A 26,241-nucleotide genomic window follows, 5' to 3' on the forward strand; every position below is an offset into this window, starting at 1 on the left:
CATGATCCAGCCGAGGGGAAGCATGTTTTCGGCAGGCCGATTGGCCTGCCTGCTCACCGGGCTGCCTTCGATGTGGAAAAGAAAACCCGCCGGATCGCTCCGGCGGGTCTGGGTCTTCAGCCACAGGATTACGGCTTGAAGTTCTGGATGTTGGCGCCCGCCGGATCCTGCAGCACCCGTCGCGGCTGGCGCTGCGGCACCAGTTGCTGCAGCACGTTCGGGTTGAGCAGGATGCCGGGGTTGATCTCGACGCCCGGCCGCCTGCGCATCGGCGTGCAGTCCGGGAACCGGCCGGTCGTGCCGACGGGGCAGCGCCGCCGGGTGAAGACCGGCTGGCACTGTCCGTCGATGAACTCCGCGCCCGGCGCGCATTCCACTTGCGGCTTGCGGCAGGCGCCGTTGCGAACCTCGGTCCCGCGCGGGCAGACGCAGTCGCCCCGCTTGTTATGGACCTGGCCGCGGATGGTGCACTGCTCCTGCTTCGGCTTTGGCGGCCTGCAGGCCTTGCCCTGCACCTCCAGGCCGTCCGGGCAGGCGCAATTGCCGTTGGCGTCGCGCACCTGGCCGCGGACCGGGCACTGCTTCGACACGATCGGCCGGCAGGCGCCACCGCGCACCTCCGTGCGGCTCGGGCAGACGCAATCGCCGTCGGCATTGCGGGACTGGCCGCGGATACGGCACTGGGCGGGCGGCTGCTGGTCTGGCGCGCAGGCCTTGGCCGCGCGGTCGAAATGCGTGCCGTCCGGGCAGGTGYAGCCGTTGGCTGTCGGCACCGCGCCACGGATCGTGCACCTCGGCGGGACGACCTGGCACACGCCGTTCACCAGCTCGCCGCGGCGGCAGACGCAATTGCCGTCCTGGTCGSGGTACTGGCCGGGACGCAGCGTGCATTGCGGCTCCTGCGGCTCTTCGCCCTTGACGCACTTGCCGTTTTGCAGCTCCGTGCCGCGCGGGCAGACGCAACGTCCGTCCGCCGTCCGGATCTGGCCCTGCAGCAGGACGCAGCGCGGCGGCACCGGCAGCGGCACGAGCTTGGTGCCTCCGCCACCCGAACATTGGCCGTCACGGAAGGTGGTGCCTTCCGGACAGACACAGCGGCCGGCCGAGCTTAGCACCATTCCATACAAGCACTGGTCCTTGACCTTTCGGCTGATGGTGAAGGGATGGCACGCATAGGCCTTGCCGCGATCGCCCTGGACGGTGGCCAGGTCGCGCGACAGCACGTCGCCGCCGCCTTGCACCGGCGTGTTCGGGGGAAGCACGCCGACACAGTTCTGGCCGTCGACCGTGCCCTGCAGATCGGCAAGGCGCGCATCCTCGGGAAGGATCACGGTGACGTGGTGGCTGTGGCTTTCGCCGGCGCCCAGCGTCAGGTTGGCGATGCAGGACAGAGGCAGCGTCGTCGGCTCCGGCGAGCAGCCGAAGGGCGGGTCGATCGAGGTGATCCGAACGCCTTCCAGCCGCCCGAGACCTTCCACGCCGATCGCATCGCCGATGCGGACCGGACCGGAGAAGGGGTTCGGCCCATCGTTCGTGATGGTGATCTCGAACGAGCAGGGTTCTCCCGGCTGGCACTCGGCATCGCCGGTCTTCTCGACGCGGATGGTCGAGGCCCCGCCGCCTTTCGCGCAGGCCTGGCCGATCGGATAGACGATATCATCACCCGGCGCCGGCCCGAAGGAGCCGCGCGCGCAGTTCTCGAACGCGCCATTGCCGCTTACCGTCACGTCGAAGTGCCTGGAGGTTCCTGGCGTCATCGCGGCGCCGGGAATCTGGCACGACAGCGTGTCGGCGGGCACCGGTCCGCAAGCCCAGTCCGCACCGTCAGGGGTGACGGTCTGGATTTGCACCGGCGCGCCGCCCGACACCAGGGTCGCGGCATCGCTCACCCGCACCGGACCGGTGGGGGCGGCGGTGCCGGCATTGGTGATGCTGATGCGGCAGGAAACAGCCGCGGCACCGGCCAGCGAGCCGTCGCAGGTCTTGGTGATGCGCATGCCGGGCTGGCCGCCATGCGGATGGCGGATGCGCTCGGTGGCGCAGGCCTTGTTGTTGGCAAGGTCGACCTCGCCGGGAATGCCTTTCACCTCGGCGCAGTTCTCCACCGTGTCCGGCCGGTAGTTTGCCGGCATCACCGCCTTGACCACGATCGCCGTCGAGGCGCCCGGAGGCAGCGCGATGCCGGCATTGTCGCAGCGGAACTGTCCAGGCCCGTTCGGTCCGCAAGCCCATGGCGGGCTCGGCCCGAAGGTCGACGAGGCCGGCGCGCCGCCGGGGTAGTTGTCGATCACCGTCAGCGGCCCGTTATAGGTGCTGGTGCCGTTGTTGATGATGTCGATCACGAAAGAGCAGACGCCGTCCGGCGTGCAGACCGGGCTGCGGGCCCGCTTCTTCAGGATCAGGTCGACCTTCTTCTCGACAGGCGGATTGCATTGCGGATCGCGATCGCCACGCCGGCAGATCGCAATCGAGGCGCAGCCGCGGTCGTTCTGCTGGCTGCCGAACAGCGGCTTGCCGCTGGCGTCGTAATCATAGGCGGCGCAGTTGCGCAGCACGCGGCCCTGCCAGCCGCCCGCCGGCTTGAAGCCGAGCTTGAGGTCGACGGAGGCGCCGGGGTTGAGCGTCGTCGCCGGATAGGTGCAGGTCATCGGCGTCGTGCCGGGCACGCAGACCCAGGGCGCGTTCGGCCCGGAGGTCAGCACGGAGCCGGCCGGCAACGTGACTTCGTCGAGCACGATCTTGCCGTTATAGGGCGCGTCGCCGACATTGGTGACGGTAATGGTGAAGTCGCAGCCGCCGGCCATCGTGCAACGCGGCACGTCGGCATGCTTCTCGACCTTGAGGTCCGGCTCCTTGTCCTTCGGCGGGCATCTCAAATCGCGCGGGATGACGATGTCGATCACCTGCGTGCAGCAGAGTCCCCAGCCCTCCTTCGGTCCGGCATAGGTCTCGATGCCGGTGACGATGAGGTGGATGGTCTCGCCGGGCGAGGCGCCGATGATCTTCCAGTTCAGCACGCCGCCGCCGACCGGCACCTTCTGCGTGTCGGGAACGATGCTGATGCCGGTGGTGGTGGTCGACACTTGCACCCATTTGCCACCCATCTCCGGGCCGACCGGCATATGGTAGATGAAGGCGCCGCCGCCGGGCACGCAATCGACCGTGCCGCGCTCGACCTTGAAGCATTCCTTGCTTGGAGGCGGAGGCGGCGGGTTGCATTTGGTCGGGTCGATCCCGATCGAGGTTTTCACCCCGGTGAGGAAATCGCCGTCGTCTGGCTTGTCCGGATCCTGCGAGGGGATCGTCGTTGCCGGCCCGCCCCGCAGCGAGACCTTGATCTCACCCTGGTTGTCGACCGTCGTCGGCACGGGAAAGGTCGCGTGGTCTATCTTGGCGGTGATGCGGAAGGTGATGACGCGTTCGTTCGCGGCGCYGACGCCGTCGAGGTTGGCAGCGCTGATGCGAAAGTTGGAGACGCTCGCCGTGTCGTTCGGGCCGGCCGACGTGCCGATCGAAGCAGTGGGCAGCGGTCCGCCCGAGGCGCTGGTGCCGTCGCCGGCGACATCGACGCTGACGATCTGCAGGCCGTGCGGCAGCTGGTCCCTGAAATCGAGCCTTGTCGCCTTGAGCAAGGCAGCCACGCTTGGCCGGTCGAAGTCCTGCGGGTCGCCATGGATGYCGAAGCTCAGGACATACTCGACGGAATCGCAGCTTCTCTGGCCGCCTTTCTTGGTGAAGAACGGCACGATCCGCGCAAGTTCCGCATTGATGCCGCGTGACGCTGGATTGGCGGCCTGGTCGGTCGCGGCCGGAGCCTGGTCCTGGGCGAGCGCCGGCAAGGCCGGCATCATGGCGACCGCGATACCGGCCGCCATCAGCCAGCGCGCGCCGCGCCTGGCATATGACAGTGGTTTCATGATCGTCTCCATGACGGTTTTGCGCGAGGCGGGGCGGGAATGGGCGAGATCGCTCATCTTTCCCTCCTCGGCGCTTCGCAGTCGACGGCTGGCGTTCTGAGCGGCAGCGTCATCTTGCAGCAAGGGTAGTAGCCACCCTTGTCCTGGTCGGACTTGCGGTAGAAGCAGAGGCCAACATTGACGGTGTCGCCGGGATTGTGGCCGGTGATGTCGACCGTGTAGGGCTTGCCCGGGACATGCGACATGGGGGTGGTCACCCCGACGCCGGACGTCCTGGACTGCGCCTTGATCGAATCGCCGCCGAAGCCGGCATGGTCATGGAGAGTGAGTTCGGCCCGCAGACCGCGCGGCGTGCAATAGTAATGCACGTCCTCGACGTCCACGCAGGGCGGCAGGTTGCCGGGCGGCGGGAAGTCGGGCGGATAGAACGGAGGCAGATAGCCGCCGGGGATTTCCTCGTAATAGCCGGCGCGGCCCTCGCAGGGGCGCCAGACCCTGACGTCGCCGACATGGCCCTGGACGTCCGGGTCTTCGAAATAGCCGTCGAAATCGACGAACCAGGAGCCGAAAGGCGGCACGTTGGCCGGCTTGACCAGCGCGCTCGGCGTCAGCTGCACGCCATGCACGGCAAGCGGTCCGCCGGCGGCGAGCCGCTCGGCGAGCTCGGGATTGTCGCGCAGCTTGTCGCCGGTGTTGACGACAGTGTCGGTGCAGACGGACGTGTCGAGATTGCCCTCGGCGTCATAGCCATATTGCAGGTCGACGCCGCCGGCCGACTGGCGGTTGCCTTGCGGGAAGCCGATCGCATATTCCTCTGGAACCTTGACCCAGCCCGATTCCGTTGCCGGATCGTCAGGGTCCTCGCGCCAGTAACGGATCAACTCGCCTTTGCCGGAGGAGGCGAAGCGGCTGTAATCGTAGCGGTTCTCGACCGGGCCGCGCTGGGCGAGATACACGAAGCCCTTATTGTCGAAGGCGATGTCGGTGACGGCATAGTCCTGGTCCGCCTTGACCGTCAGTTCCCAGCGCGGATCGCCGGCAAAGCTTCCGTCGCTCGCAATGCCGACCGACCAGATTTCGGCCTTCTCGCCGACGGAATAGTAGAGCCGGCCGCCATGATAGGCGACAGCCCAGACGCGGCGCGCATCCTGCGTATAGCCCCAGGTCTCGGGGGCTTCGCTATCGAAAGCGGCAGCCTGGATGTCCATCGCGGCGCCGTCGTCGGCGACGGGCTCTAGCCCATGCGCCGGGCGTCCGGCGACGCCATGGTCGAAGCTGTCGATCAGATGGCCCTCGATATCGATGCGGTGAATGAGCCCCGTGTCGAGATCCGAAGCGAAGAACTCGCGATGGGTAGCATCGAAGGCGAGGTTGCCGATGCCCGGCCCGCTGTTGGTGTCGATGTCGGCGAATTTGGAGACCGCGCCCGTAATGCCGTCGATCTTCCAGATCGTGCCTGGACCGCCGCCATTCTCGGTGCCGAACTGGCCGTCCATGAAGACCGCGCCCGCGGCGCCGCGGCGCTGCCGTTCCGGCCTGCCGTCATTGTCGGCGTCCGGCGTGACGATCTCGATGCCGTGCAGCGAGGTCGCGGCCGCGTAGAGATTGGGAACGCCCGAAGGCACCCCGTCGCGCATGCCATCGTCATAGGCGAGGCCGAACACCTCGCCGATCTGGCCGGCGGTCACCTCGAAGGGCGGCGGCGTGTTGACCAGTTGGCCGGAGGCCGGCCCGCTGAGATTGGAAACGTTGAAGACGCGCAGGGATGCGCGAGACGTGTCGATGAAGGTCTCGTCGATGGGGTCGACGCCGGGCGGCAATCCCCCCTTTTCGGAATCGGGAGAGTCGAAATCGGGAATGGTGGTGCCCGGAAAGCCTGTGACCGCCATCGAGCCGGGATAGATGATCTGGGTTTCCTGTGCCTTCGCCACGCCGCCGAGCCACAGGCCGGCGGACAGCGCCAGGCCGAGAATTCCGCTGCTTGTCGCGATTGCGCGGCGCAAACGGCCGCCACGGGAACGCAGGAACGAGCCGCGAACGCCAGACATTGAACTCCCCCCGAAGCCGCTGGAAGGAGCGTCCGCCTCGACCGCGCCAACCGGGGCAAGGGGCGGCGTCGCGGCACGTTCTTCCCCAGCTGAATTGTCCGCCTTTGTCCGAGCGACGATACGCCTGCGCCGGGGAGGGGTCAACGGAATCAGCCGGAAGCCCAGCGCATCGACGCCATCGCGCGGGCGATGGTTGTGCCGGGCGCACGTCGTTCCTTGAACCCTCGGAATCTCTGGAGTTCTGATCATTGAGGCCTTCCTCCGTGCCGCATCATTGCGGCGCCAGACCGTCAGTCGCGGATCAGAGCGGAAAGGTTCAATGCGGCGGATGCGAGGCGGCAGAAAAGTCGGCCGTACGAGGCGATCACCAGAGCCAGTCGCCGCGCCCAAGCGCCGAAACCGCCTCGACGATGCGGCTGAAGCTCGTCCGAGCCCGGCCGACCATGTGCCGGGCCCTGAGATAACCATGCACCAGCCCCGGCTCCTCGAACCAGGTGGCGCGTCCGCCGGCCGCGACGACGCGGTCGCGATAGGCCTCGCCGTCGGAGGACAGCGGGTCGCATTGCGCGGTGATCAGCACCGTCGGCGGCAAATTGGCGAAATCGGCATCGGCGAGCGGGTAGAGCGTGATGTCGCCGGTCATGTCGACGCCGCCGGTGCGGACATGCTTGTAGAAGTCGAGGTCGCGCACCGTCAGCATCGGCGCCTCGGCATGCGTAACGTAAGAGCCCTTCGAGTGGTCGCCGCCGAGGCCGGGATAGATCAGCACCTGGCCGGCCGGCTTCTTGGCATGGCCGCGCGTGGCGTGAGCGACTGCGGCGCAGAGATTGCCGCCAGCGCTGTCGCCGCAAAGCAGCACGGGGCGGTCATAGGTCTTGGCGGCCCATTCGAAGGCGTCCATGGCGTCATCGAAGGCCGCCGGGTGCAGATGCTCCGGCGCCAGCCGATAATCGAGCGAGACCACCTCGAAGCCAGTGCGGGCGCAAAGCTCGGCGCAGACGTCGTCATGGCTGTCCAGACCGCCAAGGATGAAGCCGCCGCCATGGATATAGAGCACCATCGCGGTCTTGTTCGGCGCCGCGTTGCGGTAGATGCGGACCGGGATGCTGTTGGTCGGTGCGGCAACGACAGTCGTCTCCGCCGTCACGCCTTGCGGATAGCCGGCGAAGAACTCGCGGCACATCCGGTCGTAGATCGCACGCTGCTGTTCAATCGTGTAGTCGATCGTATCCGGCGGGTAGTAGGAGTTGGTCTTCTCGATGAAGGCCCAGGTCTCGGCGTCGATGAGGGTTTTGTAGTCGGTCATAGCGGTTGGACCGATTCCGAAGGCCGAGCCCAGGCACCCCCCTCTGTCCTGCCGGACATCTCCCCCGCAAGGGGGGAGATTGGCAGCGTCGGACTCGGCGCCTTTCTTGGAACGTCGAAGATTGGCGAAAGCCTTCGCGACATCTGATCTCCCCCCTTGCGGGGGAGATGGCCGGCAGGCCAGAGGGGGGTGTGAAGGAACGCCATCGTCCGCGAGACTATCGTCCTTTCCACACCGGATCGCGCTTTTCCGCGAACGCCCGGAACCCTTCCATATTGTCTTCCGACCCGTAGAGCTTGTCGACCGTCGGCAGTTGCCGGCGCGTCACCTTGTTCATGGCGTCCTGGAAGGTCAGCGCCTCGGCAACCCGCGCCGTCTCCTTGATCGAGGCGAAGACCAATGGCGGGCCGCTGGCCAAAAGCCTCGCGATCTCCCAGACGCGCTCCTCGAGCTTCTCCTTGGGCAGCACCTCGTTGACCAGGCCCCAGCGATGCGCTTCGGCAACGTCCATCCAGCGGCCGGTGAACAGGAGGTCCATGGCGATGTGGTAGGGGATACGCTTCGGCAGCTTGATGGTCGCCGCGTCGGCCAGCGTGCCGGCACGGATTTCGGGCAGCGCGAAGGAGGAATGGTCCGAGGCGTAGATCAAGTCGCAAGACAGCGCCAGCTCGAAGCCGCCGCCGACCGCCATGCCGTTGACGCAGGCGATCACCGGCTTGTTGAGGTCGCGCAGCTCCTGCAGCCCGGCAAAGCCGCCGACGCCATAGTCGCCGTCGACCGCGTCGCCGGCGGCGGCCGCCTTCAGGTCCCAGCCGGCGCTGAAGAACTTGTCCCCGGCCGTCTTGACGATGGCGACGCGCAGGTCCGGATCGTCGCGGAACGCCTTGAAGGTCTCGCCCATCAGCCGCGATGTCTTGAGGTCGATGGCATTGGCCTTCGGCCGGTCGAGCGTGACTTCGAGGATCGCGCCTTCGCGGCGGGTGGTGATGACGTCAGCCATTCTTCTTCTCTCCAAGCACCAGCAGGGCGTCCGCGATCCAGGCGCCCTTGCCTTCGGCGCAGACGATCAGCGGGTTGATGTCGAGTTCCTCGATCTCGCCTTCGTTCTTCTGCACGAAGTCGGCGATACCGGCGATGGCGTCGATGGCGGCGTTGACGTCGGCCTTCGGCCGGCCGCGATAGCCTTCGAGGAGAGGATAGAGCTTGAGTCCACGCAGTGCCGCCTCGATGTCGTCGCGCGTCGCAGGCAGCATGAGCGTCACGCTGTCGCGCAGCAGCTCCACCAGCACGCCGCCGGTGCCGAGCGTCATCACCACGCCGAACATCGGATCGCGGGTGAAGCCGACGATCAGCTCGGCGACGCCGTCGCGCACCATGCGCTCGGCATAAAGTCCCGTGCCGAGCGGCAGAAGGTCATGCGCGGCGGCGCTGACGGATTCGGCATCCTTGAGGTTCAGCCTGACGGCGCCGACTTCCGACTTGTGCGTGACGCCCAGCGCCTTCAGCGCCACCGGAAAGCCAAGCGTCATCGACGAGATCACCGCCTCGACCGCATTCGAGGCGCGCTCGCCCTTCGGCACCGGCAGGCCGGCCTTGATCAGCCTTTCCTTGGCTTCAGCCTCGTCCGGCGTGACGCGCGTGGCTTCGGACGCGCCTGCCGCCGTCGTGTCGACCGGCTGCGCCTGCGGCTCGCGCCAAGCCCAGCCGATGAAGGCGGCGGCCTGGGCGGCGTCCATGGCCTCCGAAATGCCGAACAACGGCACCATGCCGCGCGCCATCAGGCCGGCGGTGTACTCCTCCGGCAGGTTCTCCGGCAGCGAGGAGACGATCGCGCCTTGCGCCTTGTTGGTCTTCAGCGCCGACTCGAAGGCGCGCAGTGTCGTCCACCAGTCGACATCCGAGCAGCGGTCGGGACGCGGGAAGTCGAGCACCAGCATGTTGAGGTCGAAGCCGCCCGACACCATGGCGGTGAAGGTCGCCGTCATCGCCGGCTCGTTGTTCCAGATGAAGGTGTGGTAGTCGAGCGGATTGGCGACCGCGACCAGCGGCCCGAGCGTCGATTTCACATGCGCGCGATGCTCGGCCGTCAGCGCCGGGAAATGCACCCAGCGCCCCTCGGCGCTGTCGGCCATGACGGAGGCTTCGCCGCCCGAGCAGCTCATCGAGGACAGCTTGTAGCCGGGCAACGGCCCGGTGATGTGCAAGAGCTTCAACGCCTCGATGAAGGCGGGAATGGAATCGACGCGCGCGATGCCGAGCCGCTTCAGGAACGCGCCGGAGGCGGCATCTGAGCCGGCGAGCGAGGCGGTGTGCGACACCGTCGCCTGCCTTGCTTGCTCCGAGCGCCCGACCTTCATGGCGATGATCGGCTTCTTCAGCTCGCGCGCCCGCGCCGCCAGTCTCTCGAAGCCGGCTACGGAGTCGAACGCCTCGATATGCAGGCCGAGCGAGGTGACGCGCTCGTCCTCGATCAGGCCGAGCGCCATTTCGGAGAGCCCCGTCTGCGCCTGGTTGCCGGCCGTCATCAGGAAGGCGATCGGCAGGCCGCGCTTCTGCATCGTCATGTTGATGGCGATGTTGGACGACTGGGTGATGATGGCCACACCCTTGCCGCCTTCGGCCAGGCGGATGCCGCCATGCTGGTCGGGCCACAGCAACGCGCCGTCGGCATAGTTGATCAGGCCGTAGCAGTTCGGCCCGATGATCGGCATCTGGCCGGCGGCGGCGACGAGCTCCGCCTGCAGCCGCTGGCCGTCCTCGTCATAGGCCTCGGTCTCGAGGAAGCCTGCCGCGAAGCAGACGGCGCCGCCGGCGCCGCGCTCGGCCAGCGCCTTGATCACCTCGATGGTGAGATGCCGGTTGACGCCGACAAAGGCGGCGTCCGGCGCGCCGGGCAGGTCGGCGACGGAGCGGTAGGCCTTGCGGCCGGCGACCTCGTCCTTGGTCGGATGCACCGGCCAGATATCGCCGGCAAAGCCCATCTTGATCGATTGCGCCACAACGGCGGCGGCCTGCGCCCCGCCGAACACGGCGATCGATTTCGGGCGCAGGAGACGTTCGAGTTTATGCATGGTCATCTTTTCGTTTGAGCGCGATCTTCCCCAAAGCCGTATCCCGGCTTTGGCGCATCATGCTCTAAGCTCCGAACGGACGCAGCAGCGCCCGCGAAATAATATGTCGCTGAATCTCCGAGGTGCCTTCCCAGATGCGCTCGACGCGGGCGTCACGCCAGATGCGCTCCAGCGGCAGGTCGTCCATCAGCCCCATGCCGCCATGGATCTGGATGGCTTCGTCGGCGACGAAGGCCAGCATCTCGGTGGCCTTGAGCTTGGCCATGGCCATGTCCTGGTCGGTGACGGTGCCCTGATCGTATTTCCAGCCGGCCTCGAACACCATCAGGTCGGCGGCCTTCAGTTCCGTCGCCATGTCGGCGAGCTTGAACGAAACGCCCTGGAACTTGCCGATCTGCTGGCCGAACTGCTGGCGCTGCGCGGCGTATTCGATGGCGTGCGACAGCGCGCGCTCGGCGCGGCCGAGGCAGGTGGCGCCGACCTGGAGACGCGTGGCGCCGAGCCAGGAATTGGCGACGTCGAAACCCTTATGCACTTCGCCCAGCACTTGGCTCGCCGGCAGCCGGCAATCGTCGAATTCGAGGATCGAGTTGGTGTAGCCGCGATGCGAGACGTTGCGGTAGCCGTCACGTACCGTGAAACCCTTGGTGCCCTTGTCGACGAAGAAGGCGGTGATCTTCTTGCGTTTTCCACGCGGCGTCTCTTCCTCACCTGAGGCCATGAAGACGATGGCGAAGTCCGCGAGATCGGCGTGCGAGATAAAATGCTTGGTGCCGTTGAGCACCCAGTCCGAGCCGTCCTGCACGGCGGTCGCCTTCATGCCGCGCAGGTCGGAGCCGGCGCCCGGCTCGGTCATCGCCAGGCAGTCCCACTTCTCGCCGCGGATGCAGGGGAAGAGGTATTTCTCGCGCTGCTCCGGCGTGCCGGCGAGCAGGATGTTGGATGGGCGTGCGACGCAGGTCCAGTGCAGCGCGTAATTGGCGCGGCCAAGCTCCTTCTCGTAGAGCAGCCAGCTCACCGTATCGAGGCCGGCGCCGCCGACATCGGCCGGCATGTTGGCCGCATAAAGCCCGGCCTCGATCGCCTTGGCCTTCAGCTCGTCGATCAGCTCGCGGCGCAGCTCGCCGGTGCGCTCCACCTCGCGCTCATGCGGATAAAGCTCGTTCTCGACGAAGGCGCGCGTCGTCTCGACGATGAGCTTCTGTTCTTCCGAAAGACCGAAATGCATGGATCAGCCCTTCTTCTTGCTCTTCTTCGCCTTGTCGGCCTTCCCGGCTTTTGTCGGCTTTTCAGCCTTTGCCGGCTTGGCTGCCTTCTTCGCCGGCTTTGCCGCCTTGGTCTTTGCAGTGGGCTTGGCCGGGGTCTTCTTCGCCGCCAGCTTGGCGAGCTGCCTGGTATAGTCCTTGTGCAGCGCGCCGGCGCCCCAGCCCTTGCCCTTGTTCTGCCTCGACAGCGCTTCCATGATCGCGACCAGATTGTCGTCGCGGATCTTCTCCAACTCGCGGATCGACAGTCCGTGCGCCTGTTCGTCCGACTGCGTGGCGATCAGGTCGACCAGCTCGTCGTTGAATTCCGGCACGTCCATCAGCTTGGTCCACGGCCATTTCAGGCACGGCCCGAACTGCGCCATGAAGTGGCGCATGCCGGCCTCGCCGCCGGCGACGCGGTAGACCTGGAACATGCCCATCTGCGCCCAGCGCAGGCCGAAGGAGTAGCGCATGATGTCGTCGAGTTCCTCGACGGTGCAGATGCCGTCCTTGACCAGCCACAGCGCCTCGCGCCAGGCGGCCTCGAGCAGGCGGTCGCCGACAAAGGCCTCGATCTCCTTGCGCACCACCACCGGCTTCATGCCGATCGAGGCGTAGAGCTCCTTGGCGACCTCGATCGCCTCCGGGAAAGTCTGCTCGCCGCCGACGATCTCGACCAGCGGCAAGAGATAGACCGGATTGAACGGATGGCCGACCACCAGCCGCTCCGGATGTTTCTTCATCGCCACCTGCATGTCGGTCGGCTTGATGCCGGAGGTCGAGGAGCCGACGATGGCGTTGGCCGGCGCATGCGCGTCGATCTCGGCCAGCACCTTGTGCTTGAGGTCGAGCCGCTCCGGCACGCTTTCCTGGATGAAATCGGCATCGGCCACCGCTTCGGCGATGGTCTTGGCGAAAGTGAGCTTGCCTTCCTTGGGCAGGCCGCCGGGCAGCATCTGCTTGTAGGCGCGGCGCGCGCCCTTCATCACCTCGCCCACCTTGCGCGACGCTTCGGGATCCGGATCGAAGATCGACACGTCGATGCCGTTCAAGAGCAGCCGCGCCACCCAGCCGGCGCCGATGACGCCGCCGCCGATGGCGGCCGCCTTGTTGATGATGCTCATGGTCAGGCTCCGGTTCTCGTCTTGGCTATATCGGGGTTGGTGAGGGCCACGCGCTCGCCGGCGCGGATCACCGCCGGGTCGTAGGCCTTGCGGGCGAAGACTTCGAGCACGAAGGGCCGGAAGAACCCGACCGGCAGCGTTTCGTAGTCGGGATCGAAGCTCGACTGGTCCCAGCGCTCGCAGAACTGGTCGCAATCGTCGAAGTAGAGGTGGCCGGCGAAGCGGTCGCGGGCATGCCGGTTGCCGCCCAGGTGATGCGCGTAATAGAGGCGCTGGAAATCGCCGTGCTTCTCCACCACCCAGGTGCATTGCTCGCGCACGAAGGGCTTCAGGATCGTCGCAGCATATTCGTCGTGATTGTAGGGCGCGTAGATGTCGCCGATGTCGTGCAGCAGCGCCGAGACGATCCAGTCGGTGTCTGCGCCGTCCTTCCAGGCGCGTGTCGCCGCCTGCAGCGAATGGCCAAGCCGGGTGATCTTGTAGCCGGAGAGCCCTTCATCCAGCTGCACGAGCGCGTCGAGCAGCCGGTCGCCGGTCCTGGCGGCATAGTCGATCTCATGGGCGGTCAGGAATTCGTAGTCTTCCCTATCGCCATCCTTCATCGCGGTGAATTTGACGGTAGCCATGGTGTGCTCTCCCGTCTTACGCCGCGGCTGCGATCGGCGCCCGCTTGGTCAGGTTGAGCTTCTTGCGCACTTCCTCCGGCCCGAGGATACGGGCGCCGAGATTGGTGACGATGCTGGCCGCGCGCTCGACCAGCTGGGCGTTGGTCGCCAGCACGCCCTTGTCGAGCCACAGATTGTCTTCCAGGCCGACGCGGACATTGCCGCCGGCAAGCACCGCAGCCGCGGCATAGGCCATCTGGTTGCGGCCGATCGAGAAGGCCGACCAGTTCCAGGTCGAGGGCACGTTGTTGACCATCGCCATGAAGGTGTTGAGGTCGTCCGGCGCGCCCCACGGCACGCCCATGCAGAGCTGCACCAGCGCATCCGGGTTGAGGACCTTCTCCTCGACCAGCTGCTTGGCGAACCACAGATGTCCGGTGTCGAAGGCCTCGATCTCCGGCTTCACGCCCAGCGCCGTCATCATGCCGCCCATGGCGCGCAGCATGCCGGGCGTGTTCGTCATCACATAGTCTGCCTCGGCGAAGTTCATCGTGCCGCAGTCCAGCGTGCAGATCTCCGGCAGGCACTGGCGCACATGTTCCATGCGGTTGGTGGCGCCGCCCATGTCGGTGCCTTTCTCGTTGAGCGGCAGCGGCGCCTCGGGCGAGCCGAACACCATGTCGCCGCCCATGCCGGCGGTCAGATTCAGCACCACGTCCACGTTCGCCTCGCGGATGCGCTCGGTCACTTCGCGGTAGAGATGCACATCGCGCCTGGGCTTGCCGGTCTCGGGGTCGCGCACATGGCAGTGGACGATCGCGGCGCCCGCCTTGGCGGCGTCGATCGCCGAATCGGCGATCTGCTTGGGCGAGCGCGGCACATGCGGGCTGCGGTCCTGCGTTCCGCCGGAGCCGGTCACGGCACAGGTAATGAAGACCTCGCGGTTCATCGCAAGCGGCATCGTCTTTCCTCCCAAATTCAATCAGCCATTGACGTCGACCAAAAAGCCGGAAACCGGCTTTGCTATGACGACATGCGCCGAAGCTGGCCAAGAATGACCGACTTGCCGGAAACTGTTTTGCGTTTTACGAAGCTCTCATGATCAAAAGCGAAAAGCCGACCATCTTTCGCTCCGAACGCGAGACGCTCAAGGTGACGTTCCTGGTGTTCTCCGGGTCGTCGATCATGTGCGTCGCCTCGGCCGTCGATCCGCTGCGCGCCGCCAACCGCATCTCGGGCGAGACGCTGTTCGATTTCAAGCTGGTCTCGGTCACCGGCGAGGCGCCGGTCACCACGTGCGGCCTTCCCGTAGCGGTCAGCGGCCGCTTCGACGCCGCCGAGCCGACCGACATGCTGGTGGTCGTCGCCGGCTTCGGCACGCAGAACTACGCCACGTCGGCATTGTTGGCTGGCCTGCGCAGGGCGGCGCGGGCGGCCCGCGCCTGCGGCGGTGTCGAGGCGGGCACCTGGCTGGTGGCGCGCGCCGGCCTACTCGAAGGCCGCAGCGCCACCACGCATTGGGAGGACATGGAGGATTTCTCCGCCGCCTTCCCGGGCGTCGACGTGCGGCCGGACCGCTATGTCATCGACGGGCCGGTCTTCACCTCCGGCGGCGCCTCGCCGACCTTCGACCTGATGCTGCATCTCGTCCGCACAAGGCTCGGCATGGCGGCCGCGCTCGATGTGGCGAGCGTCTTCATCTACGACCAGGCCCGCGCCGCGACCGACGCGCAGCCGCTGGTCTCGCTCGGCCGGCTCGACGGCTACGACCCCAGGCTCGCCCAGGCGATCCGGCTGATGGAAGCGCATGTCGACCAGCCGCTCACCATCGACGCCGTGGCCAAACGCGCCGGCGTGACGGCAAGGACGCTGGAAAGCATCTTCCGCAAGTCGATCGGCGAGACGCCCGGCGCCTATTATCTGAGGTTGCGCCTCAGTGCCGCCCGTCGCCTTGTGGTCGACACACGCATCGCCATGGCCGATATTGCCGGGCGCACAGGCTTCTCGTCCGCCGCGGCATTTTCCAGGGCATTTTCAAGAGCGTTCGGCGATGCGCCGGTCAGGCTGCGGCGCGGTTGAGTATCCAATCGGCGGCGGCGGTGAGATCGTCTACCAGCGCAGTCGGAGGCGGCTCGAAGCGCGTTTCATCGTTGGGACGGTACTTGCCGGTCCGCACGAGCAGCGCGGCGCCGAGCCCGGCGCGCAATGCACCGGCGACATCGCTCTCCGCGTCGTCGCCGACCATGACCGCATCGGCCGGCGGACAACGCAAACCGGCAAGCGCCGACAGGAAGAAATCGGGCGACGGCTTGCCGAGCACGACAGGGCTGCGGCCGCTGGCGAATTCGAGCGCCGCGACGAAGGCGCCGGTGTCGAGGCTGAGCAGTCCGTCGGCATCCTTGAACGTACGGTTGACCGCAAGCGCCACGAAATCGGCGCCGGCAACCAGTTCGCGGAAAGCGCGGTTGAGGCTGGCGTGGTTGAACGCCTCGCCGGCATCGCCGACGACGACGGCTTTATCGCTCCGGCCCTCCACTCCGGAAAACTCGGCCTCGAGGTCGGGATGGACGAGCAGATGCGGCCGGCGGCCGTGCTTGCGCAGCCATTCGACGGCTGCGCGCGCGGGCGTCAGCAATTCCTCGTCCTCTACCTTGATGCCCAGCCCGGCAAGTTGAGCGATGATCGTACGCGTGGGGAGCGTGTCGTGTTGCTGACGAAACGAAGCGGCAGCCCGGCGCCGCGCAGACGCTCGATGGCCGCCGCGGCGCCCGCTATCTGGACGTCGCCATCGTAGACGACACCCAGAAGATCGAGCAGCACCGTGCGTATCATCGATGCAGGATGGAGAAACAGTCTCCGTTCGTCAAACCAGGGTAGAAATGGGCCAAGGAAGAATCAGGCGGCGTCGCGGCCTTCACCGACGATGCGCGAGCGCATGCTCCTGGCCAGCGCCGTTTCGAGCCGCGCGGCGACCGCGCGATCCCATTCATTCGGCTCGCGGGCGCCGTCTTTCGAATGCGGCAGCGCCATCAGCCGATCGATGATCGAACCAGCCTCACCGGAAGAGAGCAGGGCGTCGATTTCGCGTTCGTGCTGCATACGTTTCGCCTCCTTCTTTCCTTCCCGCCACAGGAGCCACGTTTATACGAGTTCCGTGACGGCTGTTTGAAGGCAAGAACGAGGTGATTGAGGGGCAGCACGGGGCAAAGTTTTGTCGCGTGATTCTGCCCTCCCGAATGCAATTTTCAGGCCTGCCCCGCGTCCCGATTGTTCGGGCGCGAGGCGGCCTGCCGTTCTTCAGACATACCGGTTAACGATATTCTCCAGCAGCTCCTGCCGGCCCGAGCGCGGCTGCGGCTCGATCTTCTCCTTCACCACGCGTTCGGCGATCTCCTCCAGCGTGCGCTCGCCCGAAAGCATCGCCTTGCCTTCGGCGGTGTTCCAGCCGGCATAGCGTTCGGCCAGCGGGTCGGACAGCGCCTTGTCCTCGATCATCTTCGCCGCCGCCTTCAGGCCGCGCGCGCAGGCATCCATGCCGCCGATATGGCCGATCAGCAGGTCGTCGGGGTCCAGCGACTGGCGCCGGAGCTTCGCGTCGAAATTGGTGCCGCCGGTCTTGAAGCCGCCGCCCTGCAGCACCTGGTAATAGGCCAAAGCCATTTCCGGCACGTTGTTGGGGAACTGGTCGGTGTCCCAGCCCGACTGGTAGTCGTTGCGGTTCATGTCGATCGAACCGAAGACGCCCAACGCATTGGCCAAAGCCAGCTCATGCTCGAAGGAATGGCCGGCGAGGATCGCGTGGCCCTGCTCGATGTTGAGCTTGACTTCCTTCTCCAGCCCGAAGCGCTTGAGGAAGCCGTACACCGTGGCGACATCGTAGTCGTACTGGTGTTTTGTGGGCTCCTGCGGCTTCGGCTCGATCAGGATCGTGCCCTCGAAGCCGATCTTGTGCTTGTAATCGACGACGAGGTTGAGGAAGCGGCCGGCCTGCTCCTGCTCGCGCGCAAGGTCGGTGTTGAGCAGCGTCTCATAGCCTTCGCGCCCACCCCACAGCACATAGTTCTCGCCTTTCAGCTTTTTGGTGACGTCGATGCATTTCTTCACCGTCGCCGCCGCATAGGCAAACACATCCGGATCCGGATTGGTGGCCGCGCCCGACATGAAGCGGCGGTGCGAGAACAGGTTCGCCGTGCCCCAGAGCAGCTTGACGCCGGTCTCTTTCATCTTGGTCGCGAAATAGTCGGTGATCTCGTCGAGGCGCGCGGCACTTTCGGAGAAATCCTTGCCTTCCGGGCGCACGTCCGCATCGTGGAAGCAGAAATAGGGCGCGCCAAGCAACGAGAACATCTCGAAGGCGACGTCGGCCTTGAGCCTGGCCAGCTCCATCGTGTCGACGCCGCCCGGCTTGGCGAACCAGGGCCGGTCGAAGGTTTGGCCGCCGAAGGGGTCGCCACCCGGCCAGGCGAAGGAATGCCAATAGGCGACGGCGAAGCGCAGATGGTCTTCCAGCCGCTTGCCGGCCACCACCTCGTCCGGATTGTAGAAACGATAGGCCAGCGGATTGGTCGAATCCGGCCCCTCATATTTGATCTTCTTGATGTCGCCGAAAAATCCGCTGCTCATGGTTTCCTTCCTCTCCAAGTGCTTTGCCCGATTACCTCAGGCGTAATTGGTTTCGCTCTTTCGCAGGGCCAAAAAGGTCATGTCGAAACGATCCAACGAAGGAGCATCGCAATGACCGACCTCAACACGATCGCCCGCAATTACATCGCCGCCTGGAACGAGAGCGATGCGGCCCGCCGCAAGGCGCTGCTCGAAGCCACCTTCACCAAGGATGTCAGTTATCGCGACCCGGTCATGCAGGGTGACGGCCATGCTGGCGTCGCCGCGCTGATCGACGGCGTGCAGCAGCGCTTTGCCGGCTTCCGGTTTTCGCTGAGGGGTGTGCCCGACGGTTTCGCCGATCGCATCCGCTTCTCGTGGAACCTTGGGCCGGAAGGCACGGAGTCGGTCATCGAAGGCACCGACATCGGCATCATCGAGAACGGCCGCCTGAAGAGCGTCACCGGATTCTTGGACAAGGTGCCGGCGCAGTGAAGATAACTGGGGAGGGGTGGCGCGAGGCCCCCCTCTCTGGCCTGCCGGCCATCTCCCCCTCAAGGGGGGAGATCGGATGTCGCTTCGGCTTTCGCCAATCGTCAGCGTCGCAGGAATGAGCGGGGCGCCCCAACTGCCAATCTCCCCCCTTGAGGGGGAGATGCCCGGCAGGGCAGAGAGGGGGGCCTCGCGCCCACTCACGCGGCTACAGGGTGCCTCGCTCCTGCTCACGCAGTTACAGCCCTGATCGCAGGATAAAGCGCGCGATATCTCTGATAGGCATCAGCAAAAGCCCCACCAAGCCCGGCATCCGGCTCAACCGTCGCATCCGTCGCCGGCGCCGTGCACACGGCAAGCGGATCAGCCCCCGTCGCGGCAATCAACCCCAGCCTTGCCGCGCCAAACGCCGCGCCGAAATCGCCGTCGGCGGGAATCTCGACCGGCACCTGCAGCGCGGTGGCGATCGCCTTCAGCCAGTAGCGCGAGCGCGAGCCGCCGCCGATCGCGGTGACCCGGCTCAATGTCGTGCCAGCCGTCTTCAGCGCTTCGAGACTGTCGCGGAAGGCGAAGGCGACGCCTTCGAGCACGGCCTGCGTCAGCACGGCCCGGCTCGATTGATGCGCAAGCCCGGTGAAAGAGCCGCGAATGGCCGAGTCATTGTGCGGCGTGCGCTCGCCCGACAGATAGGGCAGGAAGGTGACGCCCGTCGGCGCCTTGAGCGTGTCGCCGAGCTCGCCGGTCAGGTCGCCGGCGCTCTTTCCGGTGATTTCGGAGAGCCAGTTGAGCGAATCGGTCGCGGACAGGATCACGCCCATCTGGTGCCAGGTGTTGGGCAGCGCGTGGCAGAAGGTGTGCACCGCGCTTTCCGGATTGGGCAGATAGGAGGCGTTGGCCGCAAACAGCACGCCCGACGTGCCGAGCGACACGAAGGCGTGGCCGGCGCCGACCGTGCCCATGCCGCAGGCCGAAGCCGCATTGTCGCCGGCGCCGCCGGCAACCGGGATGCCCGCCGCGATGCCCCATTTGGACGCGAGCTCGCCACGCAGCCCACCGGCCTTGGCCGTGCCTTCGACCAGCGACGGCATGTGCTTTTCGTCGAGCGATGTCGCCGCCAGCAATTCGGGCGCCCAGCGCCGCTTGCCGACATCGAGCCAGGACGTGCCGGCCGAATCCGACATTTCCGATATATGCTCGCCGGTCAGCCAGAGCCGCAGGTAATCCTTGGGCAGCAGCACCTTGGCGACCTTGGCGAAGATTGCAGCCTCGTTGTTCTTCACCCAGGCAAGCTTCGGCGCGGTGAAGCCCGGGAAAACGATGTTGCCGGTGAGCTTGCGGAAGCGCGGATCGGCATCGAGCGCCGCCGCCTCGACATGGCTGCGCGTGTCGTTCCACAGGATGCAGGGCCGCAGCACCTTGTCCGATTGATCGAGCAGGGTGGCGCCGTGCATCTGGCCCGAAAGACCGATTCCCTTGACCGCCGCCAGCTCTTTCGGATGCGAAGCCTTGAGCTCGGCAATTGCTGCCTCGCAGGCCTCGATCCACTGCGCCGGATCCTGCTCCGACCAGCCGGGATGCGGCCGCGAGACGTCGAGCGTGCCATGGCCGGAACCGATCACTTTCTGGCTGTCGTCGATCAGCAGCGCCTTTACGCCCGAAGTGCCCAGGTCGAGGCCGAGATACATGATTTCCTCCCATTGCCATTAATTTTTTCGGATCTCGAAAAAATCTGGCTTGGCCGTTTTTAGGGCAAGATCCGCTTCGGGTCAATTCTCAGACAAATCGAATGCGCGCCGTGAGAACAGCGCCGACAACGGGCTGTCCGGCCGCGCCAGCTGCCGTTCGGCGGTAAGCGCCCGTGCGAGCGCCGTATCGCCGGCGCGCAGCGCGGCCTCGATCAGCGTCAGGTCGATCACGTCGCGCTGCGCGTGACTGCCGCCGAAACGGTGCGCGATCGAGCGGATCGGCCGGATCAGCCGCACGGCCTCGTCGTGATTGCCCTCGCCGAAGGCCTTGATCGCGAGCGTCAGCGGGTGGCCGACATCGCGCGTGAAGGCGGCGTTGTCGTCGCCGCCGCGCATCGCTTCGCGCTGCGCCTCGAGCAGCGTCTTCGCCGGCGCCTCCAGCCCGGCGCCAACAAAGGCCATCATCGCATGCGCGTCGTTGAAGGCGTAATTGCCGGCGGCGGCTTTCGGGACCCAGTTGGCGGCGAGTGCCGTCCAGCGGTCGCCGACATCGACGCCGCCCAGAGTGAGGCGCCAAAGGATCGCCGACGCATCGACCATGTTGAGCGCCAAGGTTGATCGGTCGCCATAGATAGGCCCGTCATAGAGCCGGAGCACCTCGTCCGTCTCGCCGAGATCATAGTGGAACAGCGCCAGGTGCCACCAATTGTGGATCTTGAGGAAGCTCTCCTTCGTCCACGCTTCCGGATTGGCCCGCATCCAGGCGATGCCGTCTCGTTGCCGGCTTTGCATTTCCATGACATGCGCGACCGCATGCTGTGCCCAGCCATCGCGCGGCTCGATCTCGACAGCTTGCCGGCCGAAGGACTCGGCGCGGGCATAGTCGCCCATTTCCTCCAGTCCGAAGGCCTGCATGCCGAGAATGGCGTGGTAGCCCGGCATGCCCTTCTGCCAGGCCGGCAGCGCCCGGCCGATGCGGTCGCGCAGCATGCGCGCATTGCCGGTGAAGAAATCGATCTGATGCCCGACCTGCAGCGCCAGCGCGTCGCGCGGATTGTCGATCGCGATATCCTCGAGGATGCGCGCGGCTTCATGCCAGCGCCCGTCGGCAAGATGGCCAAGCGCCGCGACATGCGCCTGTTCGCGCGCGGTGGCGGCAAGCGGCAGCGCCGCCTGATRGCTCGATCGGGCAACCGCCGTCGCGTCCCGTTCGGTGGCCAGGCCGAACAGATAGCCCTTGAACACATGCGCCATGACGAAGGCCGGGGCATCGGCAATGGCGCGGTCGATGGAACCCACCGGATCGCCGATGAAGCATTGCAGCTCACGCACGGCGCGGGCGTAGGACGACAACCCGGCTTCGGTCGCGCCCGAGTAAGCGAGGCCGAATGCGTCCTGCAGCGTCATTGAGTATCCTTAGACGATCGCGAATTGCTGTTCGGGGCCGATCCTAAAGCAATTCCAGGAAAAGTGTGTATCGGCGATCCTGTGAAACGCTGGATCGCTCTGGAGCATCGGCGCGGCGCGCGCCAATAGCAGCCTGGTCCAATCAATACTATAGCCGATTCAGTTCACTTTGCAGTTTATCAACCATGCAACCCAGAATAGGCTTTGTAAAATTTTCCGAATTGTGTCTTCATTGCGGCGCCGGGCGGGGGGATAAAAATCGCGAATTGCGAGGACGCGATGCGGCGCTTTGGAAATTCTCTTCCGAGACTCTTCTCGGAAGGAAAAATTATATCAGAAAATGTTGATCGACTAATAAATGGCTTGGAGCATCCTTGGATGCTTGGCCTTCTGGCATCGACAGCACTTACATTGCTGCCTGGCTCTCAGGCTTTTGCCGCGTGTGTGCTGAGCCCGCCCGCCGGCAATACGGCCTATGTCTGCGACAGCGGCGATTTCGGCGGCAGCCTCACTGACACCAGCGGCGACAACACGCTGACCTTCCCCGCCGGCGGCAGCGGCCAGATCAGCGGCAACGTCACCTTCGGTCCCGGCAGCGATCGTATCGACATACAATCCGGCGCCATCACCGGCACGGTAGACCAGGGCGACGGCGCGGATTCCTTCATCATCGGCGCCGGCACCGTCGCCGGCAACGTCCAGCAGGGCGCCGGTATCGACGATTTCAACATGAGCGGCGGCCAGATAGGCTCGCTCAACCAGGGCGATGGGCTCGACACGTTCACCATGAGCGGCGGACGCATCGTCGATTTCTTCGACGACGGCGACCATGCGGTAATGACCGGCGGCCGCATCGGCCGCGTCAACATGAAGCTCGACCAGAACTACTTCAACATGTCGGGCGGCATCATCGACCGCAACCTCGTCACCGGCTTCGACAAGGACACCATCATCCTTTCCGGCGGCACCATCGGCGGCAACATCAGCGTCAGCGGCGGCAACGACAGTGTCACGATCACCGGCGGCACGGTCGGCGGCGACGTGCTGATGAGCTTCGGCTCCGACAGTTTCGTCTGGGACGGCGGCGGCATCATCTATGGCAATGTCGATCTCGGCGCCGACAATGACACCGCCAAGCTCAGCAACCTCACCAACGCCAATCTCGGCGGCACCAAAACGCTCAACGGCGGTCTCGGCACCGACACGCTCACCTTCGACAACGTCAAGCTGGACGGCATCGCCAGGGTCCAGAACTGGGAAACCATCGACGCCACCAACGACACGCAATTGACATTGGACGGCAACCTCGTGCTGGGCGACTCGGGCACTGGCACCGGCAAGATCAACGTCGACCAGGCAAGCACGCTCTATGGCGGTGGCTTCAATGCCTCGATCCAGGCCTTCACGTCGGGGCAGCTGGCCGAGGTCTTCAATGCCGGCCGCATCGATCTGACCAACGGCAACACGGGCGCCACCGACCGGCTGACCATCAACGGCAATTATACCGGGCTCGGCGGCCTGCTGCTGATCCAGACTGAGCTTGGCGACGATTCCTCCGCCTCCGACAGACTCGTGCTGTCGGGCGGCGCCGCATCCGGCTCCACCGGCATCGCCGTCGTCAATGTCGGCGGCGCCGGCGCCGAGACGACGGCGGACGGCATCATGGTCGTGCAGGCAGTCAACGGCGCCACGTCGAGCGCCAACGCCTTCGCGCTCGACGCGCCGGTCGCGGCCGGCGCCTTCGAATACTACCTGTTCAAGGGTGGCGTCAGCGCCGGCAGCGCGGAGAACTGGTATCTGCGCTCCGCGCTGATCACGCCGACATCGCCGGCTGCCGCGCCTGGAGCGCTGGAGCCGACGTCGCAACCGGAGCCCGTGGCGCCGGAAACCGAGCCGCCGCCGCCGCCGTCGGACCTGCCGCCGGTGCCGGTGCCGACCGATGGCGATGCCAACAATCCGCCGGTCGATCCGACGCCGCCGGTGCAGGCCAGCGATCCCGAACCCGAGGCACCGCCAGCTCCGCCCGAGGCGCCGCCGGCCGATCCGCCGCCGCCACCGCCCCCGGTGCCGACCGCCGTGCCCGATCTGCCGACGCCGGCGCCCGGCCAGGAAATCCTGCTTTATCGCGTCGAAGTGCCGGTCTATTCGGCCGTGCCGCCTGTCGCGCAGCATCTGACGATGGCGACGCTCGGCACCTTCCACGAACGCCGCGGCGAGCAGAGCTTGTTGTCGTCCGACACCGATCTGCAGCCGGTCTGGGGCCGTATCTTCGGCCAGGACGCCAAGATGGGCTGGTCGGGAACGGTCTCGCCCTCCTTCGACGGCACCTTGTTCGGGCTTCAGGCCGGGGTCGACCTTATCGGCCGCGAAACCGCCTCAGGCTCGGTCGACCGCGCCGGCCTGTTCCTTGCCTATGGCAGCATGAACGGCGATCTGCGCGGCCAGGCCCTGGGTCAGGACGGTCTCGCCGTCGGCAACCTCGACGTCAGCGGCACCAGCGTCGGCGGCTACTGGACACGGCTAGGCAAGTCCGGCTGGTACCTGGACGGCGTGCTGATGGCGACCTTCTTCGGCGGTTCGGCTTCATCGTCGCGCGACATCGGCATCGATGTCGGCGGAACCGGTGTCACCGCATCGCTCGAAGGCGGCTACCCGGTCGCGCTCGGACAAGGCTGGACGCTGGAGCCGCAGGCGCAACTGGTCTGGCAGCATCTGTCGCTCGACGACGCCAAGGACCGGTTCTCCTCGGTATCGTTCGATTCCGACGATGACGTCGCCGGCAGGATCGGATTGAGGCTGCAAGGCGAGACGATCCTCGACGGGACGCCGCTGCAGCCCTACCTCAAGGCCAATCTCTGGCACGATTTCGGCGGCACCGACCGCGTCGATTTCGAGGGCACCGATATCTCGACCGAGAGCCGGTCAACGTCCTTCGAATTCGGCGGCGGCGTGGTCGCCAAGGTGACCGACAAGGTCAGTGTCTTCGCCACCGGCGACTACACCACCAATCTCGGCGGCGACAAGCGCCGCGTGCTGGAAGGCAATCTGGGCGTGAGCGTGAAATGGTAAGGCCGACAGGCCTTACCATTCGCTAGGCTGATCTCAATTCCCCGACCGCATCGCCACCGTGGCGATGCCGGCGCCGACCAGCAGCGTGCCGCCGGTGCGGTTGAAGATGCGGATCGCCTTAGGGTTACGCACGATCGCGCGGGCCCTGGATGCGATCAGCGCGTAGCCGAAAGCGTTGAGGAAGGCCAAAGTCAGGAAGGTCGTCTCGAAGATCAGCATCTGCGTCCAGAAGTCGGCGTGACGGTCGAGGAACTGCGGCAGGAAGGCGACGAAGAAGGTGATGCTCTTCGGGTTGAGCGCCGTCACCAGCCAGGCATGCGCCATCATTCTTGCCGCCGAGACCGCGTCGGTGCGGGGTTCCGCCTTCAGCGCGCCGCCGGCGCGGAACAGCTTTATGCCGAGATAGATCAGATAGCCGGCGCCGATCACCTTGAGCACGGTGAACACCGTCGCCGAAGCCGCGAGCAGCGCGCCGATGCCGAGCATCGACAGCGTCATGGCGGTGAAGTCGCCAAGCGCAACGCCCACCGCCATGGGCAGGGCGGTGCGCCAGCCCTGGCCCAGCGCATAGGAGACGACCAGGAGGATCGTCGGGCCCGGAATGACGAGAAGGATGGAAGAGGCGGCGGCGAAGGCGGCCCAGTTTTCGAAGGACATTTCCCTGCTCCTTGAGCGCAAAGAAAAGGATAAATCCTGGCGTCGTCGGGAATGTAAAGGGGCCGCTGGAAAAATCTTCGGCACCTGGGCCGGGGCCCGTCGATCGCCGCAACGATCCGTTAGGGTTAAGCCGGGTTCCCGCGCTTTCACCCTTTTTCAACCATGACTGGTGAAAATGCCTGCGATCCGGCCGGACCGTGCTTCCCGCCGGCAGCGTAGGGTTTGGTGCATGCGCGAGTTGCCGCAAAGTCTGACGCCGCCTTCCAACGGCGCCGCAATCGATACCGAAATTCAGCTTTCCCGCCGCGCCGTGCTTTCGGGCGCCGGCGCCATGGCGCTGCTCGGCCTTGCCGGCTGCAGCACCACCGACACGCTCGACCTGCCGCAGATGCAGCTCGACAACACCGTCACCGGCTCCGTGCCGCCCATGCGCCCGGCGATCAGCGTCGACAAGAACATCACCGGTCCCGACGTCATGTACGCCTCGCTCACCGATGGCGGCTTCAACGTGCCGGCCGTGCCGTGGCAGAAGGTCAAGCCGCAGTTCCGCCGCCAGATCGTCGTCGACAAGACCGGCGAGGCGCCCGGCACCATCGTCGTGCATCTGCAGGAACGCATGCTCTATCTCGTCCAGCCGGGCGGCGACGCCATCCGCTACGGCGTCGGCATCGGCAAGGACGGCTTCCGCTGGTCGGGCCGCGCCAACATCCAGTATGGCCGCGAATGGCCGGTCTGGACGCCGCCGCCGGAAATGATCCAGCGCAAGCCGGAACTGGTGAAATGGCAGGGCGGCCAGCCCGGTGGCCTCACCAATCCGCTGGGCGCCCGGGCGCTCTACATCTACCAGAACGGCAAGGACACCGGCTACCGCATCCACGGTTCGCCCGAATGGTGGAGCATCGGCCAGGCGATGTCGTCGGGCTGCGTGCGCCTGATCAACCAGGACATCATCGACCTCTACTGCCGCGTTTCCAAGAAGAACCCGGTCGTCGTGGTCTGATCGGGTCCGAG

Annotated in this window: 20 protein-coding genes; 4 read left to right on the plus strand and 16 right to left on the minus strand. The window is 66.0% G+C overall.

The window, feature by feature from the left end; genetic code table 11:
* Positions 1 to 128 precede the first annotated feature (128 nt).
* From LCM4577_RS02455 to LCM4577_RS02495, 9 genes are all read right to left on the minus strand, one after another.
* The gene (locus LCM4577_RS02455; protein WP_071069422.1) at positions 129 to 3,974 is read right to left on the minus strand and encodes a hypothetical protein; all 3,846 of its coding nucleotides are present in this window, start codon (positions 3,972 to 3,974) and stop codon (positions 129 to 131) included.
* Positions 3,971 to 5,965: a hypothetical protein gene (locus LCM4577_RS02460; protein ID WP_116389958.1), complete on the minus strand. Its 1,995-nt coding sequence runs from the start codon at positions 5,963 to 5,965 to the stop codon at positions 3,971 to 3,973. The genes LCM4577_RS02455 and LCM4577_RS02460 overlap by 4 nt, the downstream gene beginning before the upstream one ends.
* 364 nt (positions 5,966 to 6,329) lie before the next feature.
* Positions 6,330 to 7,271: an alpha/beta hydrolase gene (locus LCM4577_RS02465; protein ID WP_071069424.1), complete on the minus strand. Its 942-nt coding sequence runs from the start codon at positions 7,269 to 7,271 to the stop codon at positions 6,330 to 6,332.
* Positions 7,272 to 7,488: 217 nt separating this feature from the next.
* Positions 7,489 to 8,271: a carnitinyl-CoA dehydratase gene (locus LCM4577_RS02470; RefSeq protein ID WP_071069426.1), complete on the minus strand. Its 783-nt coding sequence runs from the start codon at positions 8,269 to 8,271 to the stop codon at positions 7,489 to 7,491.
* Complete coding sequence (locus LCM4577_RS02475) at positions 8,264 to 10,342, minus strand: acetate--CoA ligase family protein (protein WP_071069865.1); 2,079 nt, start codon at positions 10,340 to 10,342, stop codon at positions 8,264 to 8,266. The genes LCM4577_RS02470 and LCM4577_RS02475 overlap by 8 nt, the downstream gene beginning before the upstream one ends.
* 64 nt (positions 10,343 to 10,406) lie before the next feature.
* Positions 10,407 to 11,570 carry an acyl-CoA dehydrogenase family protein gene (locus LCM4577_RS02480; protein ID WP_071069429.1) on the minus strand — a complete coding sequence of 388 codons (1,164 nt, stop codon included), beginning with the start codon at positions 11,568 to 11,570 and terminating at the stop codon, positions 10,407 to 10,409.
* Positions 11,571 to 11,573: 3 nt separating this feature from the next.
* A complete protein-coding gene (locus LCM4577_RS02485) occupies positions 11,574 to 12,713 on the minus strand; it encodes a carnitine 3-dehydrogenase (protein WP_052467846.1) in 1,140 nt (379 codons plus the stop codon).
* Positions 12,714 to 12,715: 2 nt separating this feature from the next.
* Complete coding sequence (locus tag LCM4577_RS02490) at positions 12,716 to 13,339, minus strand: HD domain-containing protein (RefSeq protein WP_041007543.1); 624 nt, start codon at positions 13,337 to 13,339, stop codon at positions 12,716 to 12,718.
* Positions 13,340 to 13,355: 16 nt separating this feature from the next.
* Positions 13,356 to 14,279, minus strand: coding sequence for a 3-keto-5-aminohexanoate cleavage protein (locus LCM4577_RS02495; RefSeq protein WP_040979910.1), 924 nt, complete (start codon positions 14,277 to 14,279; stop codon positions 13,356 to 13,358).
* A 137-nt stretch (positions 14,280 to 14,416) separates the two neighbouring features.
* Here LCM4577_RS02495 and LCM4577_RS02500 point away from each other — a divergent pair, with 137 nt between their 5' ends.
* Entirely contained in the window at positions 14,417 to 15,397 is a 981-nt protein-coding gene (locus LCM4577_RS02500) for a GlxA family transcriptional regulator (protein ID WP_041007540.1), read from the plus strand.
* On the opposite strand, the gene LCM4577_RS02505 is transcribed toward LCM4577_RS02500, so the two are convergent.
* The 4 genes from LCM4577_RS02505 to xylA all read right to left on the minus strand — a co-directional run bounded on the left by LCM4577_RS02505 (position 15,378) and on the right by xylA (position 17,941).
* Positions 15,378 to 15,953, minus strand: a complete 576-nt coding sequence (locus LCM4577_RS02505) for an HAD hydrolase-like protein (protein WP_338012023.1) — start codon at positions 15,951 to 15,953, stop codon at positions 15,378 to 15,380. The two genes, LCM4577_RS02500 and LCM4577_RS02505, sit on opposite strands and share 20 nt — an antisense overlap.
* 11 nt (positions 15,954 to 15,964) lie before the next feature.
* Positions 15,965 to 16,150 (minus strand): hypothetical protein, encoded by a 186-nt coding sequence (locus LCM4577_RS02510; RefSeq protein WP_320411890.1) that lies wholly within the window; start codon positions 16,148 to 16,150, stop codon positions 15,965 to 15,967.
* Between the two features lie 63 nt (positions 16,151 to 16,213).
* A complete protein-coding gene (locus LCM4577_RS02515) occupies positions 16,214 to 16,417 on the minus strand; it encodes a hypothetical protein (protein WP_040979903.1) in 204 nt (67 codons plus the stop codon).
* Positions 16,418 to 16,615: 198 nt separating this feature from the next.
* A complete protein-coding gene (gene xylA, locus LCM4577_RS02520; protein ID WP_071069431.1) occupies positions 16,616 to 17,941 on the minus strand; it encodes a xylose isomerase in 1,326 nt (441 codons plus the stop codon).
* A gap of 111 nt (positions 17,942 to 18,052) precedes the next feature.
* Here xylA and LCM4577_RS02525 point away from each other — a divergent pair, with 111 nt between their 5' ends.
* A complete protein-coding gene (locus LCM4577_RS02525; RefSeq protein WP_071069434.1) occupies positions 18,053 to 18,415 on the plus strand; it encodes a nuclear transport factor 2 family protein in 363 nt (120 codons plus the stop codon).
* Positions 18,416 to 18,642: 227 nt separating this feature from the next.
* On the opposite strand, the gene xylB is transcribed toward LCM4577_RS02525, so the two are convergent.
* Together xylB and LCM4577_RS02535 are read right to left on the minus strand one after the other, a co-directional pair.
* Positions 18,643 to 20,097 carry a xylulokinase gene (gene xylB, locus LCM4577_RS02530; RefSeq protein WP_071069436.1) on the minus strand — a complete coding sequence of 485 codons (1,455 nt, stop codon included), beginning with the start codon at positions 20,095 to 20,097 and terminating at the stop codon, positions 18,643 to 18,645.
* A gap of 81 nt (positions 20,098 to 20,178) precedes the next feature.
* A complete protein-coding gene (locus tag LCM4577_RS02535; RefSeq protein ID WP_071069439.1) occupies positions 20,179 to 21,504 on the minus strand; it encodes a tetratricopeptide repeat protein in 1,326 nt (441 codons plus the stop codon).
* Positions 21,505 to 21,882: 378 nt separating this feature from the next.
* Here LCM4577_RS02535 and LCM4577_RS02540 point away from each other — a divergent pair, with 378 nt between their 5' ends.
* Positions 21,883 to 24,573 carry an autotransporter outer membrane beta-barrel domain-containing protein gene (locus LCM4577_RS02540; protein WP_071069440.1) on the plus strand — a complete coding sequence of 897 codons (2,691 nt, stop codon included), beginning with the start codon at positions 21,883 to 21,885 and terminating at the stop codon, positions 24,571 to 24,573.
* Between the two features lie 33 nt (positions 24,574 to 24,606).
* Here the strand turns inward: LCM4577_RS02540 and LCM4577_RS02545 are convergent, their stop codons facing one another.
* The gene (locus LCM4577_RS02545; protein WP_041003905.1) at positions 24,607 to 25,230 is read right to left on the minus strand and encodes a LysE family translocator; all 624 of its coding nucleotides are present in this window, start codon (positions 25,228 to 25,230) and stop codon (positions 24,607 to 24,609) included.
* A 331-nt stretch (positions 25,231 to 25,561) separates the two neighbouring features.
* Here LCM4577_RS02545 and LCM4577_RS02550 point away from each other — a divergent pair, with 331 nt between their 5' ends.
* Positions 25,562 to 26,230, plus strand: a complete 669-nt coding sequence (locus tag LCM4577_RS02550; RefSeq protein WP_244508214.1) for a L,D-transpeptidase — start codon at positions 25,562 to 25,564, stop codon at positions 26,228 to 26,230.
* The last annotated feature ends 11 nt before the right edge of the window (positions 26,231 to 26,241 follow it).

The organism is Mesorhizobium sp. LCM 4577 (assembly GCF_001854795.2).
Classification (GTDB): domain Bacteria; phylum Pseudomonadota; class Alphaproteobacteria; order Rhizobiales; family Rhizobiaceae; genus Mesorhizobium; species Mesorhizobium plurifarium.